At 41.8% G+C, this 17,705-nt stretch carries 14 protein-coding genes and 1 other RNA gene; 9 read left to right on the top strand and 6 right to left on the bottom strand.

Annotated elements, in window-relative coordinates:
• On the top strand, positions 1 to 1,421 hold a 1,421-nt coding region (locus QM874_RS07015), incomplete at its 5' end, for a Rib/alpha-like domain-containing protein (RefSeq protein ID WP_414316752.1).
• Between the two features lie 290 nt (positions 1,422 to 1,711).
• Here QM874_RS07015 and ssrA read toward each other — a convergent pair.
• From ssrA to QM874_RS06985, 6 genes are all read right to left on the bottom strand, one after another.
• Positions 1,712 to 2,059: a transfer-messenger RNA gene (ssrA, locus tag QM874_RS07010) on the bottom strand.
• Between the two features lie 103 nt (positions 2,060 to 2,162).
• The gene (locus QM874_RS07005) at positions 2,163 to 2,744 is read right to left on the bottom strand and encodes a class I SAM-dependent methyltransferase (RefSeq protein WP_414316751.1); all 582 of its coding nucleotides are present in this window, start codon (positions 2,742 to 2,744) and stop codon (positions 2,163 to 2,165) included.
• Between the two features lie 260 nt (positions 2,745 to 3,004).
• On the bottom strand, positions 3,005 to 3,664 hold the full coding sequence (locus QM874_RS07000) for an amino acid ABC transporter permease (RefSeq protein ID WP_414316750.1): 660 nt from the start codon (positions 3,662 to 3,664) through the stop codon (positions 3,005 to 3,007).
• 9 nt (positions 3,665 to 3,673) lie between these two features.
• Positions 3,674 to 4,351 (bottom strand): amino acid ABC transporter permease, encoded by a 678-nt coding sequence (locus QM874_RS06995; RefSeq protein ID WP_414316749.1) that lies wholly within the window; start codon positions 4,349 to 4,351, stop codon positions 3,674 to 3,676.
• 12 nt (positions 4,352 to 4,363) lie between these two features.
• Positions 4,364 to 5,158: a transporter substrate-binding domain-containing protein gene (locus QM874_RS06990; RefSeq protein ID WP_414316748.1), complete on the bottom strand. Its 795-nt coding sequence runs from the start codon at positions 5,156 to 5,158 to the stop codon at positions 4,364 to 4,366.
• Positions 5,159 to 5,168: 10 nt separating this feature from the next.
• Positions 5,169 to 5,927, bottom strand: coding sequence for an amino acid ABC transporter ATP-binding protein (locus tag QM874_RS06985; RefSeq protein WP_414316747.1), 759 nt, complete (start codon positions 5,925 to 5,927; stop codon positions 5,169 to 5,171).
• Positions 5,928 to 6,104: 177 nt separating this feature from the next.
• Between QM874_RS06985 and recJ the strand changes: the two genes are divergently transcribed.
• The 8 genes from recJ to pbp2X all read left to right on the top strand — a co-directional run bounded on the left by recJ (position 6,105) and on the right by pbp2X (position 17,704).
• Positions 6,105 to 8,330: a single-stranded-DNA-specific exonuclease RecJ gene (gene recJ / locus QM874_RS06980; RefSeq protein WP_414316756.1), complete on the top strand. Its 2,226-nt coding sequence runs from the start codon at positions 6,105 to 6,107 to the stop codon at positions 8,328 to 8,330.
• Positions 8,331 to 8,887: 557 nt separating this feature from the next.
• On the top strand, positions 8,888 to 10,549 hold the full coding sequence (locus QM874_RS06975; protein WP_414316746.1) for a ribonuclease J: 1,662 nt from the start codon (positions 8,888 to 8,890) through the stop codon (positions 10,547 to 10,549).
• Between the two features lie 67 nt (positions 10,550 to 10,616).
• Positions 10,617 to 11,396 (top strand): alpha/beta hydrolase, encoded by a 780-nt coding sequence (locus QM874_RS06970; RefSeq protein ID WP_414316745.1) that lies wholly within the window; start codon positions 10,617 to 10,619, stop codon positions 11,394 to 11,396.
• 105 nt (positions 11,397 to 11,501) lie between these two features.
• Positions 11,502 to 12,203: a M57 family metalloprotease gene (locus QM874_RS06965; protein WP_414316744.1), complete on the top strand. Its 702-nt coding sequence runs from the start codon at positions 11,502 to 11,504 to the stop codon at positions 12,201 to 12,203.
• Between the two features lie 70 nt (positions 12,204 to 12,273).
• Positions 12,274 to 14,097: an excinuclease ABC subunit UvrC gene (gene uvrC / locus QM874_RS06960; protein WP_414316743.1), complete on the top strand. Its 1,824-nt coding sequence runs from the start codon at positions 12,274 to 12,276 to the stop codon at positions 14,095 to 14,097.
• A gap of 70 nt (positions 14,098 to 14,167) precedes the next feature.
• The gene (gene rsmH / locus QM874_RS06955; protein ID WP_414316742.1) at positions 14,168 to 15,118 is read left to right on the top strand and encodes a 16S rRNA (cytosine(1402)-N(4))-methyltransferase RsmH; all 951 of its coding nucleotides are present in this window, start codon (positions 14,168 to 14,170) and stop codon (positions 15,116 to 15,118) included.
• Between the two features lie 9 nt (positions 15,119 to 15,127).
• Positions 15,128 to 15,445, top strand: coding sequence for a cell division protein FtsL (gene ftsL, locus QM874_RS06950; protein ID WP_075230050.1), 318 nt, complete (start codon positions 15,128 to 15,130; stop codon positions 15,443 to 15,445).
• 3 nt (positions 15,446 to 15,448) lie between these two features.
• Complete coding sequence (gene pbp2X, locus QM874_RS06945; RefSeq protein ID WP_414316741.1) at positions 15,449 to 17,704, top strand: penicillin-binding protein PBP2X; 2,256 nt, start codon at positions 15,449 to 15,451, stop codon at positions 17,702 to 17,704.
• Position 17,705 lies beyond the last annotated feature (1 nt).

The following is a 17,705-nucleotide window of genomic DNA, read 5'->3' as shown; positions in this document are numbered from 1 at the left end:
CTAAATTCGAGTACAAGACACCAGTAGACACTACAACAGAAGGCGACAAAGACGCTATCGTAGTTGTAACATACCCAGATGGTTCTAAAGATGAAGTTCCAGTTAAGGTGACTGTGAAAGAACCACGCACAGATGCAGATAAGAACACCCCAGTTGCGAAAGATCAAAGTGTTAAACCAGGTGATAAACCAAACGCTAAAGATTCAATCGGTAATGTAGGTGATCTTCCATCAGGAACTAAATTCGAGTACAAGACACCGGTAGACACTACAACAGAAGGCGACAAAGACGCTATCGTAGTTGTAACATACCCAGATGGCTCTAAGGATGAAGTTCCAGTTAAGGTTACTGTAAAAGATCCACGTACAGATGCAGATAAGAACACCCCAGTAGCGAAAGATCAAAGTGTTAAACCAGGTGATAAACCAAACGCTAAAGATTCAATCGGCAACGTTGGAGAGCTTCCAGAAGGTACAACCTTCGAGTTCAAGACACCAGTAGATACAACTACTCCAGGTGATAAAGGAACAACAGTAGTAGTCACTTACCCAGATGGTTCTAAGGATGAAGTCCCAGTTAAGGTGACTGTTAAAGATTCAAGTGCACTAACTCAACCAAAAATTACAGCAGACCTTATAGGTAAAGCAGGTACTAAGACTCCAGTTGAAGTAACTGCAGACCCAGGTACTAAAGTAGAGCTGTTCGACAAGGATGGCAATAAGATTGGCGAAGGTGTAACAGGAGAAGATGGCAAAGCGAGCATCACTCCAACAGTTGAAATCCCAGCAGGTCCAGTTACTGCTAAAGCAAGCAAAGATGGTAAGACATCAGATGAAAGTGCACCAAAAGTAGCAACTAAAGATCCAGCAATCACCCCAGTTGTAAACCCATCAGCTCTTACAGATGCTGAAAAAGCTAAGGTAGCTGACGAAGTTAAGAAAGCTAACCCAACAGCAAGCAAGGTAGAAGTAGGCAACGATGGTACAGCGACAGTAACCTTCCCAGATGGTTCAGTAGCAGTCTTGACACCAGAGAAGACAGTGAAAGAAGCTGATTCAAATGGCGTTAAGAACCCAGCAATCACCCCAGTAGTGAACCCATCAGCTCTTACAGATGCAGAAAAAGCTAAGGTAGCTGACGAAGTTAAGAAAGCTAACCCAACAGCAAGCAAGGTAGAAGTAGGCAACGATGGTACAGCGACAGTAACCTTCCCAGATGGTTCAGTAGCAGTCTTGACACCAGAGAAGACAGTGAAAGAAGCAACTAAAGAGTCATCTGCTAACCCAGCATCTAAGAAAGCTGGAGCGAAAGAATTGCCAAATACTGGTACAGAGCAATCTAACGCTTCAGTTGGTCTAGCACTACTTGCAGCAGCGACAGGTGGACTTCTCTTCGCTAAAAAACGCAAGGAAGAAGAGTAAAACATTACTCTGATAAAGCAAATTTGAGAATCTTGATTCTATGAGTTTGCTAGAAAAACCGTAAGAAGAAATTCTTACGGTTTTTTTGATAGATAAAGATTAGGAGAATGGTGAAATGTCAGTCTTACAGATCTTTGAAATGCTAAAAATTCAATTGAATAGCTGTTCAATGTATATGTTATTTTCTATAGAAGAAAACTTAATGTTGACATCTTTTAAGTATCTTGATGTAACATTGTAAACTTGTATGAGGACAGAAAAAACGTTGAGATCATCAACGTTTTTTAATATAATGGAGCCGGTGGGAGTCGAACCCACGTCCAAACACCTGCTAACATATTTGTCTACAACCATAGGTTATGTATTGTTTTAACAGCCCCTCGACACATAACTCAAGCCTAGAAACTGCGAGTCTATAAATCTCTTATCAAACTGCTAGACGAAGCTTGATCGTATCTCGCTAATAATAAGACCTGTCATCAGACACGAGCAATCCGAATCGGGTCACGCCTGCTGGTTTTTAGGCAGCTAGAGCGTAAGAAGTGTTATTTTTTGCAGTTATATTTAACTGAGCGTTTACGCCGCCACACGAGTCGCAAAATATGCCTCATAATGCCTGTCGAATCCGTAACGACCCCAAAAGACAACACAACTATTATACCTTATCTGTTGGGAAAATGCAAAAGCTGAGTAGAGGGTAGTATTTGCATTGTTTTTAGGACTAGTCTAATACCTCGAGTCTTAAATATTCTTGCTGCTTGTAAGAAATAATTGGGAAGGTTTATGGAGAAAGAGATGGTCTGAGCTGTAGAGTATTTGACTTGTTATTTCCGAGAAACCTTGTTGGCTGAGACTTTCTTCAAGTTCAGAAATGATAAAACCGTGTGTCTCTCCTTCTGGTAGAGTAAAATCAGCGATAAAGAGTTGTCCGCCATGAGTCAAATGTTCCTTGAACATAGCCAGACTGTCCTCGAGATTAGGCATATGATGAAGAACTCGACTGACGATAATAAGATCGAACTCTTCTTCAAGTGGTTCAAGTAATAAATCCTGTTGAATCAAGTATAGGTTTGCAAGCTTTTGACTTTCAATCTTGAGACGAGCTTGCGCAAGCATCTTGTCTGCAATATCAACCAAGGTCACTGATTTAGCTTGTTTGGCAAGAGGAAGGGCGATAAGGCCAGTTCCACCTCCAAAGTCTAGGATTGATTTGTTTGACAAATCAGGCACTTGTTTTACTAGATGCTGGCAAACAAGATCGGCCAGAAATTGATTTTTTGGAGAATCAAATGATTCTGCTCGATGATTAAAATGATGTTCCATATTTCTAGTCTAGCATAAAGTTTGGTAGTTTAACATTTCCTAGCTTATTTTCTAGTAAAGAAATAAGCAAAAAGATTTCTCTCAAAAGGCGGTGGGACAGAAATCGATAGACAAAGTCTCGATTTCGTAGTCTCAGCCCTGTGAGGATGATTAGGAGCTTTTGGGAGTCTAAAAGACGAACAAAAAGTTCAATCAGCTACCGCGTCAAAGTTTGATTGCTAATAAAAAGTGTGGTCGGGATCTTTTGTCCCAACCTCTTGTTATTCTGCAGCTTGTTGCCAACGTTTTGCTAGAGTCCGTGAAAGGCTTGAAATAGCTAGGTTGAAACTGAAGTAGATTAGGGCGATCAGGATATATAAGCTGAAAACCTGTTCCGGTTCAAAATATCGGCCCATGAGGATTTGACTGGCACCAAAAAGCTCTTGGAGGGCGATTACAGAGTATAGAAGACTTGTATCCTTAATCACTGTTACAAATTGAGAGATGATGGCAGGGAGCATCTTGCGGATGGCTTGCGGTAGGATGATGTGATAGAGGATTTGGCGATAGGAGAAGCCTTGTGCCATTCCAGCCTCGTATTGTCCTTGATCCACTGCGTTAAGACCACCTCGGATAATTTCAGCAAGGGCTGCAGATGTAAAGAGAGTAAAGGCAGTGATTCCGGCTGGGGTAGATTTCATTTTAAAGACTAAAAAAATAGTGAAAATACATAGTAAATTAGGAACATTTCGTACAAATTCAATGTAGACACTAGCAAGGATTCGTAATAGGGTGTTTTTTCCATTACGCATGACAGCGAGGATGGTTCCAATTAGTGTTGAAAGCGTGATAGCAATCAAAGAGATATAGAGGGTTAGACCAAAACCTTTTAAAATAAAGATGAGGTTGTCTAGACTGAGAACTTCAAGAATACTTTCCATAAAAACCTCCTAAAGTGAATAAGCTTTTTTGTTAGCTTGCTCCATTTTTCGTCCAAATTGAGCAACAGGGAAGCAGAGGGCAAAGTAGAAGAAGGCGGCGCCTAAAAAGGCAGGGACATAGTTTCCGTTGAGTGCGGACCAAGATTTGGTGACAAACATGAGATCAACTCCAGAAATGATAGCTACTGTCGAAGTATTCTTAATCAGGTTGACGACTTGGTTGGTTAAGGGAGGGAGAATGATGCGAAAAGCCTGCGGTAAGATAATCAGGCGCATTGCATTTTGGTAGGTGAATCCCTGAGAAAGAGCGGCTTCGAGTTGGCCTCTAGGGATAGACTGAATTCCTGATCGAATGACCTCGGCGATATAGGCACCGTGGTAGAGTCCGACGCAAAGAACGGCAGTCCAGTAGATAGGAATCATGATAGTATGGTTACTAATCAGGGGCAAGCCGTAAAATACAATAACGAACTGAACTAGGAGAGGGGTGTTTTGATAAAATTCGACAAAGATACGGGACAAGATCCGTAAACTGCCATGTTTGCTAGTGGATAAGGTACCAAATAGGATGCCCAATAGCATGGCTAGGGCAAAAGAACCTAGAGCGATAGCTATAGTAAAGAGAAATCCGTTAAAAAATTGACCAAAATGTTGAAAATAAGCTGTCCAAGATGATGAATCTATCATGTAGCTACCTCCTTATTCTGCTGAGTGTTTGGAAGGTTTGAGATTGTAGCGATCGTATAAGTCATGCAAGGTCCCATCCTGACTCCATTTGACAACCAATTGATCTAGGTAGTCATTCAGTTGCGTGTTTGATTTTTTGGTTACAATACCATAGTCAGAAGGTTTGAAGCTATCGTCAAGTAGTTCTGTTCTTTTGCTGCTATATCCGGAAAGGATAGAACGGTCTACTGAGAAGGCATCAATCCGATGGGCGTGGAGGGAGGTGATCAATTCAGGATAAGAGCCGAGTTCGACAAATTTAAAGGATAGTCCTTTTTTATTACCTAGCTCTGTAATCAGTTTTTGGGTGATGGATCCTTGTGCGACTCCAATGGTTTTTCCATTTAAATTCTCAATATCTTTAATCTTACCTGATTTATTTACCAAAAATCCACAGGCGTCTGTATAGTAAGGGCTGGTGAAGTTGTAGAGTTTTTTTCGTTCATCAGTAATTGTGAAGGTGGCGATATCCATATCCACTTGTTCGTTGTCTAATAGAGGACCTCGCGTTTGGGCAGTAACTGGAACATAGCGGACCTTGACCTTGAGTTGATCTGCAATCAGTTTAGCTAAATCTGTTTCAATACCTGAGAATTCTCCTGTTTTCGGATTTTTATAGCCGAAATTCGGGACGTCTTGTTTGACGCCGACAACGATTTCTCCCTTTTTTTGGATATCTGAGATACTGGTATCTGCTTGAACTGATGTCACAAATCCAATGCTTAAAAGGCTGGTAACTACTGTTGCAAGAAAGAAATTCTTTTTCATAGGCGTCTCCTTATTTGACCTTGTCACTTTCGTGGTTGATAATCTTGCTGAGAAATTGTTGGGCGCGCGGTTCACTTGGGTGATCAAAAAATGCATCCACATCTGTTGTATCGACCAGGACTTGCCCATCTGCCATAAAGATGATGCGATCAGCTACCTTACGAGCGAAGCCCATTTCGTGTGTGACAATGATCATATTCATGCCGTCGTGGGCTAGTTTTTGCATAACAGCTAGGACATCACCGATTGTTTCGGGGTCGAGAGCTGAGGTTGGTTCGTCAAAGAGGAGGAGTTCAGGTTTCATAGCTAGGCCTCTAGCGATAGCTACTCGTTGCTTTTGTCCACCTGAAAGGGTAGCTGGATAGGCGTCTTTCTTATCCCACATATTTACAAATTCTAAATATTTTTGCGCAGTTTTTTGAGCCTCTTTGGGATCTTTGTCTAGTACTTTAATCGGTGTGAGAGTTACATTTTCTAACACAGTCTTATGTGGATAAAGATTAAAATGTTGGAAAACCATCCCTACTTCCTTGCGGAGAGGGACCAAATCTTTTTGGCTAGCACCTGCTACTTGGTGCCCGTTTACAAGGAGACTTCCACTATCAATTGCCTCTAGACCATTGATGGTACGGATAAGTGTGGACTTTCCAGAACCAGATGGTCCAAGTAACACAACGACTTGACCTTTTTCAAAACGAAGGTTGATATTCTGGAGTGCGTGGTAGTCTCCGTAATACTTTTCAACAGCTTTAAATTCTACTAAAGTCATAATCATTCTCCTTTGTGTTAGATTTTTTAACATAGATTCTACAACAAAAGCGTTTTCCTGTCAAATGATATTACAAAGAAAATAGTAAAACTTTGATAAAAGCAAAGCAGATAGAGAAAAACTGAAAATCATGTTATAATAAAACGATAGAATCGTAAGAAAGAGTGGATGATTTTTTTGATAATTCCTACTTATAATTGGCAATTTGCTCCGCAAGTTGAGGATGCGGATTTTACAAAGATAGCTAAGAAAGCTGGTTTGGGACCTGAAGTAGCTCGTTTGTTATTTGAACGAGGCATTCAGGATGAGGCCGGTCTGAAAAAATTTTTAGAACCTTCTTTAGATGATTTGCATGATCCCTATCTTCTGCATGATATGGAAAAAGCAGTGGAGCGGATTCGTCAGGCTATTGAGCAAGGGGAGTTGATTCTCATTTACGGGGACTACGATGCGGATGGGATGACTTCGGCTTCTATTGTTAAGGAGAGTTTAGAACAGTTGGGTGCTGAGTGCCTGGTCTATCTTCCCAATCGTTTTACGGACGGCTATGGTCCAAATGCCAGTGTCTACAAATATTTTATCGAACAGCAGGGCGTGTCTTTGATTGTGACGGTGGATAATGGTGTGGCAGGGCATGAAGCCATTGATTTGGCCCAGTCTATGGGAGTGGACGTCATTGTGACCGACCACCATTCTATGCCTGAGGTTTTACCAGATGCCTATGCTATTATCCATCCTGAACATCCAGGGGCTGACTATCCTTTCAAGCATTTGGCGGGTTGTGGTGTTGCTTTTAAGCTAGCTTGTGCCCTTTTGGAAGAAGTACAGGTTGAGTTGTTAGACTTGGTTGCAATCGGGACAATTGCCGACATGGTCAGCTTGACGGACGAAAATCGTATCATGGTCCAATATGGTCTTGAGGTTTTGCGCAATACTCAGCGAATGGGATTGCAAGAAATGTTTGAAATCGCTGGGATTTCGAGTAGTGATGTGACAGAAGAGACAGTTGGTTTTCAGTTAGCACCGCGTTTAAATGCTCTAGGACGTTTGGATGATCCCAATCCAGCTATTGATTTGTTGACTGGATTTGACGATGAGGAAGTGCATGAAATCGCCCTTTTGATTCATCAAAAGAATGAAGAACGTAAGGAAATTGTTCAGTCCATTTACGATGAAGCCAAGGGCATGGTGGATCCTGATAAAAGTGTTCAAGTTTTGGCTAAAGAAGGCTGGAATCCGGGAGTTCTTGGAATTGTGGCAGGGCGTTTGCTTGAAGAACTAGGTCAGACAGTTATTGTGCTTAATATCGAAGATGGACGTGCCAAGGGTAGTGCTCGAAGCATAGAAGCAGTCGATATCTTTGAAGCTTTGGACCCACATCGAGAACTGTTTATCGCATTTGGTGGTCACGCAGGTGCTGCAGGTATGACCCTCGAAGTGGATAAGTTGGAAGTCTTGTCTGATCTTTTGGAAGCCTATATCCGAGAAAAAGGTGCAGATGCCCAAGGTAAAAACAATCTATTTTTAGACGAAGAACTGGATTTAGAGGCCTTGAGTCTGGAGACGGTCAAAAGTTTTGAACGTCTAGCTCCTTTTGGGATGGATAACCAAAAACCTATCTTCTATATTCGAGATTTTCAAGTTGAGAATGCTCGCGTTATGGGAGCTGGTAATGCTCATCTCAAGCTGAAAATTTCCAAAGGTGAGGCTAGTTTTGAGGTGGTCGCTTTTGGCCAAGGTAAATGGGCGACTGAATTCTCACAGACCAAGCAACTGGAATTGGCAGTGACTCTTTCTGTCAACCAATGGAATGGACAAACAACTTTGCAGTTGATGATGGTTGATGCCCGTGTAGAAGGTGTCCAGCTCTTTAACATCCGTGGCAAGAATGCCCTATTACCAGAAGGGGTACCTGTTTTGGACTTTAGGCAAGAGTTACCTGATGTAACCTCTTGTTCAGCTATTGTCATAAAAAATATCCCTGAAGATATATCCCTCCTTAAGAAAATCTGTCAGGAGCAGGAGTTTTCAGCTATTTACTTTAAAAATGATATAGCTAAGGCTTATTACTTGACGGGATTTGGAACGAGAGAGCAGTTTGCAAAATTGTATAAAACCATCTATCAGTTCCCAGAGTTTGATATTCGCTATAAACTCAAGGATTTGGCAGCCTATCTCAAGATTGAGCAAATCCTATTAGTTAAAATGATTCAGATATTTGAAGAGCTTGGCTTTGTGACCATTGAGAATGGAGTCATGAGGGTGAATAAAGAGGCTGAAAAGCGTGATATGGCTGAAAGTCAGATTTATCAAAAACTGAAACAAACTGTCAAAGAGCAAGAAATAATGGCGCTTGGAACAGTCCAGGAAATCTATGATTTCTTAATGGAAAAAAGTGAATAGAGATAGAAAGAGTTGGCTTGCTGACTCTTTTTGTTTGCTCTCAAGTGGAAGTTAGTTGAAGTAGAAAATGGAGAAAGAAGTGGAAAAGAAATTCCTGATAGATTACAAACCCTAACAGGGGAAAGGATTGAAGTGAGTTTATCTTTGTTCAGGGGATGCTTTTGGATATGTATGTTTTTTGGAGCAAGAGATAAAGTTGCTTGCCATGCTGATTTTTATTAGAAGCTTATGTCCAAAAGTGTGTGATATAAAGGTTGATGGTGGATAAGGATTTTGGGAGCAAACAGAACCTACTGTGGCCGAGAAGTACTTGTTAATCTTGTCGAAGTAGTTGAAGAATCGAGGTAATCTGATGGATTGGTTGGGATTTAGCCATCTTGTAATTATAAGATAAAAACAGATGGTTGAAGTCGGATTATGTGTGAGATTCATTTTGAAAATTAGTAAAAAAATGGTATAATGAATGGAAAAGATTCGGCTGAAAGTGAATTGTACTTTCAGAAAAAGAGAGCTTTTAAAGCTCTACAAACAAGTTGAAGTGACTATTCGGAGGAAAAATGAATACTATTAAATTAACAACACTTGGGGGTGTACGTGAAAATGGTAAGAACATGTACATCGCAGAGATTAACGACTCGATTTTTGTATTGGACGCAGGTTTGAAATATCCTGAAAACGAACAGTTGGGTGTCGATGTCGTTATTCCAAATATGGAATATCTGTTTGAAAATAGCGACCGTATTGCTGGGGTTTTCTTAACACACGGGCATGCGGATGCGATTGGTGCCCTTCCTTATCTCTTGGCAGAAGCTAAGGTTCCTGTATTTGGCTCAGAGCTGACCATCGAACTTGCCAAGCTTTTTGTTAAGGGGAATGACAGTGTCAAGAAATTTGATGATTTCCATGTCATTGATGAAAATACAGAGATTGATTTTGGTGGAACGGTAGTATCCTTCTTCCGTACAACCCACTCTATCCCAGAAAGTTTGGGTGTGGTCTTAAAAACGTCTGAAGGAAATGTTGTTTACACAGGAGATTTCAAGTTTGACCAAACGGCTAGTGAATCCTATGCTACTGACTTCGGTCGATTGGCAGAGATTGGTCGCGAAGGGGTCTTGGCTTTGCTCAGTGACTCGGCTAATGCAGATAGCAATATCCAAGTAGCCAGTGAAAATGAAGTTGGTGTAGAAATCACGCAAACCATCTCTGACTGGGATGGACGTATCATCGTTGCTGCGGTTGCAAGTAACCTTTCTCGTATCCAGCAAGTTTTTGATGCAGCCGCGGAGACAGGACGCCGTGTTGTTTTGACAGGATTTGATATTGAAAATATCGTCCGTACAGCGATTCGCTTGAAAAAATTGTCTCTAGCAAGTGAAAATCTTTTGATTAAGCCAAAAGATATGTCTCGTTTTGAAGATCACGAATTAATTATCCTTGAAACTGGACGTATGGGTGAACCCATTAACGGCCTACGCAAGATGTCTATCGGTCGTCACCGTTATGTTGAAATCAAAGAAGGTGACCTGGTCTATATCGTTACAACACCATCAATCGCCAAGGAAGCAGTGATGGCACGTGTGGAAAATATGGTCTACCAAGCAGGTGGAGTTGTCAAGCCAATTACTCATAGCTTGCGTGTGTCAGGACATGGGAATGCGCGTGATCTTCAATTGATGATCAATCTCTTACAACCTCAGTATCTCTTCCCGATTCAAGGAGAATACCGTGAGTTGGATGCCCATGCAAAGGCTGCTATGGCAGTTGGTATGCTACCAGAACGTATTTTTATCCCTAAAAAAGGGACTACTATGTCTTACGAGCATGGAGACTTTGTTCCATCTGGTGCAGTTACAGCAGGCGACGTCTTGATTGACGGGAATGCCATTGGGGATGTTGGCAATGTCGTTCTTCGTGACCGTAAGGTCTTGTCAGAAGATGGGATTTTCATCGTTGCTATTACTGTTAACCGTCGTGAGAAAAAAATCATCGCTAGAGCTCGAGTGCACACGCGTGGATTTGTCTATCTCAAGAAGAGCCGTGATATCTTGCGTGAAAGTACAGAGTTGGTGAACCAAACGGTTGAAGACTACCTCCAAGGTGAGGAATTTGACTGGGCAGACCTCAAAGGTAAGGTTCGTGACAATTTGTCTAAATTCCTCTTTGACCAAACCAAGCGCCGCCCAGCTATCTTGCCAGTAGTCATGGAAGCAAAATAGGATCAAATAGCAAGAGAGAAAGTCGAGTTTCGGCTTTTTCTTATCTTAAATGAATAAGGAGCAAGTTATGGCAGTAATGAAGATTGAGTATTACTCAGAAGTTTTAGATATGGAGTGGGGAGTGAATGTTCTCTACCCAGATGCGTCTCGGGTTGAGGAGCCAGATTCTACAGATATTCCTGTCCTCTATCTCTTACATGGGATGTCAGGGAATCATAATAGCTGGCTCAAACGGACCAATGTAGAGCGCTTGGTGCGAGGGACTAATCTGATTGTTGTCATGCCTAATACAAGTAATGGCTGGTATACAGATACTCAGTATGGCTATAACTACTATACAGCTCTAGCAGAAGAACTGCCTAAAGTACTCAAACGTTTCTTCCCTAATATGTCTAGCAAGCGTGAAAAAACTTTTATCGCTGGCCTTTCAATGGGAGGCTACGGTTCCTTCAAGTTGGCACTGTCGACTAACCGTTTCTCACATGCAGCTAGTCTTTCTGGTGCTCTTAGTTTCGAAGAGTTTTCTCCAGAAAGTCAAAATCTTGGAACGCTTGCCTATTGGCGAGGAGTTTTTGGTAAGCTTGATAACTGGAAAACTAGTCCCTATTCGCTTGAAAGCCTTGCTAAAAAGTCAGACAAGAAGACCAAACTCTGGGCTTGGTGTGGTGAGCAAGATTTCTTATATGCTGCTAATAATCTAGCAGTGAAGAATCTCAAGAAACTCGGTTTTGATGTGACCTATAGCCACAGTGCAGGAACTCATGAGTGGTATTATTGGGAAAAACAATTGGAACGCTTTTTGGCTACTTTGCCAATCGATTTTGTTTTGGAAGAACGCTTGTCTTGATTTTAGCTTTCTTTTAGTTTGTTTCAGTAAAATAAAGAATCTATCTTTAGAATGGGAATCCATGGCTTAAAGATGGGTTCTTATTTTTTAGAAAGGCGGGAAATCATGTTCTGGATTATTCGTGTTCTATGTCGATTGTTACTAAGGATTTGGCGCATGTTCTGGCGCCTTGTGTGGACTCTTGTAGTCTTAATTCTCATTGCTTTAGGGATTCTCTGGTATGTGACGGGAGATTTATCTGGTGTCTTCAATCAAGCGGGGCAACTTGTTCAAGTTGGTCAAGCAGCCTGGCATCAATGGCAAGAAACTGGTAAGTTGCAAGGTTTGTCTCAGACCGACCATCATCAAGACTCAGGAGTAAAATGGCCCCAAGCGCAGGCGACAATTTATATTGATCCTCAAATGGATGCAACCTTTCAAAAGGCTTACGTTGAGGCTATTACCAATTGGAATCAGACTGGCGCTTTTAATTTTGTACTTGTGACAGAACCTGACCAAGCAACTATTTTTGCGACTGAAATGAATGATGGCTCCACATCTGTTGCTGGTGAGGCGGAGAGTCAGACAAATCTCCTTACCAAACAATTCACTTCTGTAACAGTTCGTTTGAATCATTATTATCTATCCAATCCAAACTATGGCTATACCTATGATCGCATCTTGCATACGGCCGAGCATGAGCTAGGACATGCCATTGGCTTGGAACATACTAATGAAGTGTCAGTCATGCAGCCAGCAGGTTCTTATTATGGTATTCAGGCTCAAGATGTTCAAGCAGTTCAAGAACTTTATGAGTCTGGAGAATAAGTGATTTTCAAACGAAAAATAGAGCTCCCTGATGTAAGCAATGAGGGGAGCTTTTTGCTATAATGGAACTATGAATAACTTGATTAAATCAAAACTGGAGCTCTTGCCGACCAGCCCTGGTTGTTACATTCACAAAGATAAAAATGGTACGATTATCTATGTAGGAAAGGCTAAAAATCTACGTAATCGTGTACGGTCCTATTTCCGCGGAAGTCATGATACTAAAACAGAAGCCTTGGTGTCTGAAATTGTAGACTTTGAGTTTATTGTCACGGAGTCTAATATTGAGGCCCTCCTTTTGGAAATCAACTTGATTAAGGAAAATAAGCCTAAATACAATATTATGCTCAAGGACGACAAGTCCTATCCTTTCATCAAAATTACCAATGAGCGCTATCCTCGCTTGATTATCACCCGTCAGGTCAAGAAAGACGGAGGTCTCTATTTTGGACCCTATCCGGATGTGGGCGCGGCCAATGAAATTAAACGGCTATTGGATCGGATTTTTCCTTTTCGTAAGTGTACCAATCCACCATCAAAGGTCTGCTTCTATTACCATATTGGCCAGTGCATGGCTCACACCATCTGTAAGAAAGACGAGGCTTATTTCAAAGCCATGGCTCAAGAAGTCTCTGATTTTCTAAAGGGGCAGGATGACAAAATCATCGATGACCTCAAGGAAAAGATGAATGTGGCAGCTCAGAGCATGGAATTTGAGCGTGCGGCGGAATACCGTGATTTGATTCAGGCTATTGGAACCCTTCGAACCAAGCAGCGTGTTATGGCCAAGGACCTCCAAAACCGCGATGTCTTTGGCTACTATGTAGATAAGGGTTGGATGTGTGTTCAGGTTTTCTTTGTCCGTCAAGGTAAGCTCATTGAGCGTGATGTCAACCTTTTTCCTTACTACAATGATCCAGATGAAGATTTCCTGACTTACGTTGGGCAGTTTTATCAAGAAAAATCTCATCTGATTCCCAATGAGATTTTGATTCCTCAGGATATTGATGAAGAGGCAGTCAAAGCCTTGGTGGATACCAAAATTCTCAAGCCCCAACGTGGGGAGAAAAAACAACTGGTTAATCTGGCTATCAAAAATGCGCGTGTAAGCTTGGAGCAAAAATTTAACCTGCTAGAAAAATCAGTTGAAAAGACTCAAGGTGCCATTGAAAACTTGGGACGACTTTTACAAATTCCAACCCCAGTCCGTATCGAGTCCTTTGACAACTCCAATATCATGGGGACTAGTCCAGTTTCTGCCATGGTTGTTTTTGTTAACGGGAAACCGAGCAAGAAGGATTACCGCAAGTATAAGATTAAGACAGTTGTGGGGCCAGATGACTACGCAAGTATGCGAGAGGTTATTCGCAGACGCTATGGGCGCGTCCAGCGTGATGGCTTGACACCGCCTGATTTGATCGTCATTGATGGGGGACAAGGACAAGTCAATATCGCTAAGCAGGTTATTCAAGAAGAGTTGGGTTTGGATATTCCTATTGCAGGTCTGCAAAAAAATGACAAGCACCAAACCCATGAATTGCTCTTTGGAGATCCGCTTGAGGTGGTAGAGCTATCTCGCAATTCTCAAGAATTTTTCCTCCTACAACGCATTCAGGATGAGGTTCATCGCTTTGCCATTACCTTCCACCGTCAACTGCGCTCTAAAAATTCCTTCTCCTCTCAATTGGATGGAATTGAAGGCCTGGGTCCAAAACGCAAGCAGAACTTGATGAAATATTTCAAATCTCTGACAAAAATCAAGGAAGCCAGTGTGGATGAAATTGTGGGAGTTGGTATACCAAGAGCAGTGGCAGAGGCTGTGCACCAACACTTGAATCCCCAGGAACGAGTAGAACTAGCTCAGGTAGCTGAGTCACCTGCTGAATACAAGTGATAAAGTAACAAGGAAGGTTTTTGCTTTAGCGAGTGCAAGCTAGTCAGAATTGTGGTAAAATAGATAAGATATGACTAAAGAATTTCATCATGTAACGGTTATGCTCCATGAGACCATTGATATGCTAGATGTGAAGCCTGATGGCATTTACGTTGATGCAACCTTGGGTGGAGCAGGCCATAGCGAGTATTTATTAAGTAAATTAAGTGAAAAGGGGCATTTGTATGCCTTTGACCAAGATCAAAACGCCATTGATAATGCGCAAAAGCGTTTAGCACCCTATATTGAAAAGGGGATGGTCACCTTTGTCAAGGACAACTTCCGTCATTTGAAAGCCCGTTTGCAGGAAGCAGGTGTAGAAGAAATTGATGGCATTTGTTATGACTTGGGAGTGTCTAGTCCTCAACTAGATCAGCGTGAGCGTGGTTTTTCTTATAAAAAGGATGCGCCACTAGATATGCGGATGAATCAGGAAGCTAGTCTGACAGCCTATGAAGTGGTGAACCACTATGACTATCATGACTTGGTTCGTATTTTCTTCAAGTATGGCGAGGACAAATTCTCTAAACAGATTGCGCGTAAGATTGAACAAGTACGTCAAGTGAAGCCAATCGAGACAACGACTGAGTTGGCAGAGATTATCAAGTCTGCTAAGCCTGCCAAGGAGCTCAAGAAGAAGGGCCATCCTGCCAAGCAGATTTTCCAGGCTATTCGAATTGAAGTTAACGATGAACTGGGAGCGGCAGATGAGTCCATCCAGCAAGCTATGGAATTACTAGCAGTGGATGGAAGAATCTCAGTCATTACCTTTCATTCGCTGGAAGATCGCTTGACTAAGCAATTGTTCAAGGAAGCTTCAACGGTAGAGGTTCCAAAAGGCTTGCCTTTCATTCCAGATGAGCTCAAGCCTAAGATGGAATTAGTCTCTCGCAAACCGATTCTACCAAGCAAGGAGGAGTTGGAGGCCAATAATCGTTCCCACTCAGCCAAGCTACGAGTAGCTAGAAAAATTCACAAGTAAGGGGATAAAATGGTAGACAAAAGAGAAACGACGAGCCAGTTACTGCAAGCTCGTATCAAGAGATTTTCACGTGTTGAAAAGGCCTTTTACCTTTCGATTGCCATTACAGCCCTTGTCTTAGCCATCAGTGTGGTTTATATGCAAACCAAGCTCTTGCAAGTCCAGAGTGAATTAACAACTGTTAATACTCAGATTGAAGAAAAGAAAACGGAGCTAGATGATGCTAAGCAAGAAGTCAATGAATTGATCCGTTCAGAACGACTGACAGGAATTGCGGATTCGCAAGACTTGCAATTAAATAATGAAAATATCCGATCGGCGGAGTAGTATATGAAAACCTGGAAAGAAAAAATAGTACACTTTGCCATTAAGAATCGTAAATCTCCCCTTGAAAACCGCAGACGAGTTGGGAAGAGCCTCAGTCTCTTGGCCGTCTTTCTCTTTGCTGTTTTTTTGGTTAACTTTGCGGTGATTATTGGTACGGGGAAAAAGTTTGGTGTTGACTTGGTCAAAGAAGCTAGTAGGGTCCACCAAACGACTCGCACAGTCCCTGCTAAGAGGGGGACCATTTATGATCGTAATGGAACGCCGATTGCAGAAGATGCAACCTCCTACAATGTTTATGCGATCATTGATAAAGAATACAAATCCGCAAATGGGAAAATTCTCTATGTAGAGGAATCCCAGTATAATAAAGTTGCGGAAGTCTTTCGTAAGTATCTAGATATGGATGAATCCTACGTCAAGGAACAACTCTCGCAACCTAATTTGAAGCAAGTCTCCTTTGGTGTCAAGGGAAATGGTATTACTTATGCCAATATGATGTCCATTAAAAAGGACCTAAAAGCTGCTAAGGTTGAAGGGGTGGATTTTACCACGAGTCCTAATCGAAGCTATCCAAATGGGAAATTCGCATCGTCTTTCATCGGCTTAGCTCAATTGCATGAAAATGAAGACGGGACTAAGCGACTTTTGGGAACTTCTGGTATCGAAAGTTCTCTAAATAGCCTCTTGGCCGGAACAGATGGAATTATCACTTATGAAAAGGATCGTTTGGGGAATATCGTTCCTGGTACTGATCAAGTCACTCAACAGATCGTAAACGGGAAAGACGTCTATACAACCCTATCTAGTCCTTTACAATCTTTTATGGAAAGTCAAATGGACGCTTTCCATGAAAAAGTAAAAGGAAAATATATGACTGCGACCTTGGTTAGTGCTAAGACAGGAGAAATCCTAGCTACAACTCAAAGACCGACCTTTGATGCTGATACCAAAGATGGGATTACTGAAGATTTTGTTTGGCGTAATATTCTCTATCAAAGTAACTACGAACCAGGGTCGACCATGAAGGTTTTGACGCTTGCAGCAGCTATTGATAACAAGACCTTCCCTGGAGGAGAATATTTCAATAGTAGTGAGTTGAAGGTGGCGGATGCTACCATCAAAGACTGGGACGTCAATGAAGGTTTGACAAGTGGTGGCATGATGACCTTCTCACAAGGATTTGCCCACTCAAGTAATATTGGTATGACTCTCTTAGAACAAAAAATGGGAGATGCTACTTGGTTAGACTACCTCAACCGTTTCAAATTTGGAGTTCCAACTCGTTTTGGTATGACTGATGAATACGCGGGACAACTCCCTGAGGATAATATTGTCAATATTGCCATGAGTTCTTTTGGTCAAGGGATTTCTGTTACTCAAACGCAGATGCTTCGTGCATTTACAGCTATTGCAAATGACGGAGTTATGTTAGAGCCTAAGTTTATCAGCGCTCTCTATGATCCAAATGACCAGACTGTTCGTAAGTCACAAAAGGAAGTAGTTGGAAATCCAGTTTCCAAAGAAGCAGCAAGTGTAACTAGAGATCATATGGTGATGGTAGGAACAGATCCTACCTATGGTACGATGTACAATCACAGTACTGGTAAGGGGACAATCAATGTTCCGGGACAAAATGTTGCCCTGAAATCAGGAACGGCTCAAATTGCAGATGAGAAAAACGGGGGATACCTACGAGGGGAAACAAACTATATCTTCTCAGTTGTCTCTATGCATCCCGCAGAAAATCCAGATTTTATCCTCTATGTGACAGTTCAACAACCGGAACATTATTCTGGGATTCCGTTAGGAGAATTCGCAAACCCTATCTTGGAGAGAGCTTCGGCAATGAAAGAATCACTCAATCTTCAATCTACAGCTAAGAATTTGGACCAAGTGACAACTACAACTAGTTATGCCATGCCTAGCATTAAGGACTCTAGCCCTGGAGATTTAGCTGAAGAACTCCGTCGTAACCTTGTCCAACCGATTGTTATCGGTTCAGGGACAAAAATCAAGGAAAGCTCTGTAGCAGAAGGGACAAATCTGGATGCTAACGAGCAAATCTTGCTTCTGTCTGACAAGGTAGAGGAGATGCCTGACTTATACGGTTGGACTAAGAAAAATATCGAAACCCTTGCCAAGTGGTTGAATATCGAGGTTGAATTTGAGGGTGCGGGTAATACTGTCAAACAACAAAGCGTTCGTGCCCATACAGCTTTGAAAGATATCGAGAAAATAAAAATAACATTAGGAGATTAGA

The sequence above is a fragment of the Streptococcus infantis genome (genome assembly GCF_047463615.1).
GTDB lineage: Bacteria > Bacillota > Bacilli > Lactobacillales > Streptococcaceae > Streptococcus > Streptococcus infantis_X.
Note: the sequence above shows the minus strand (reverse complement) of the source record. Positions and strands in the feature narration are given on the sequence as shown.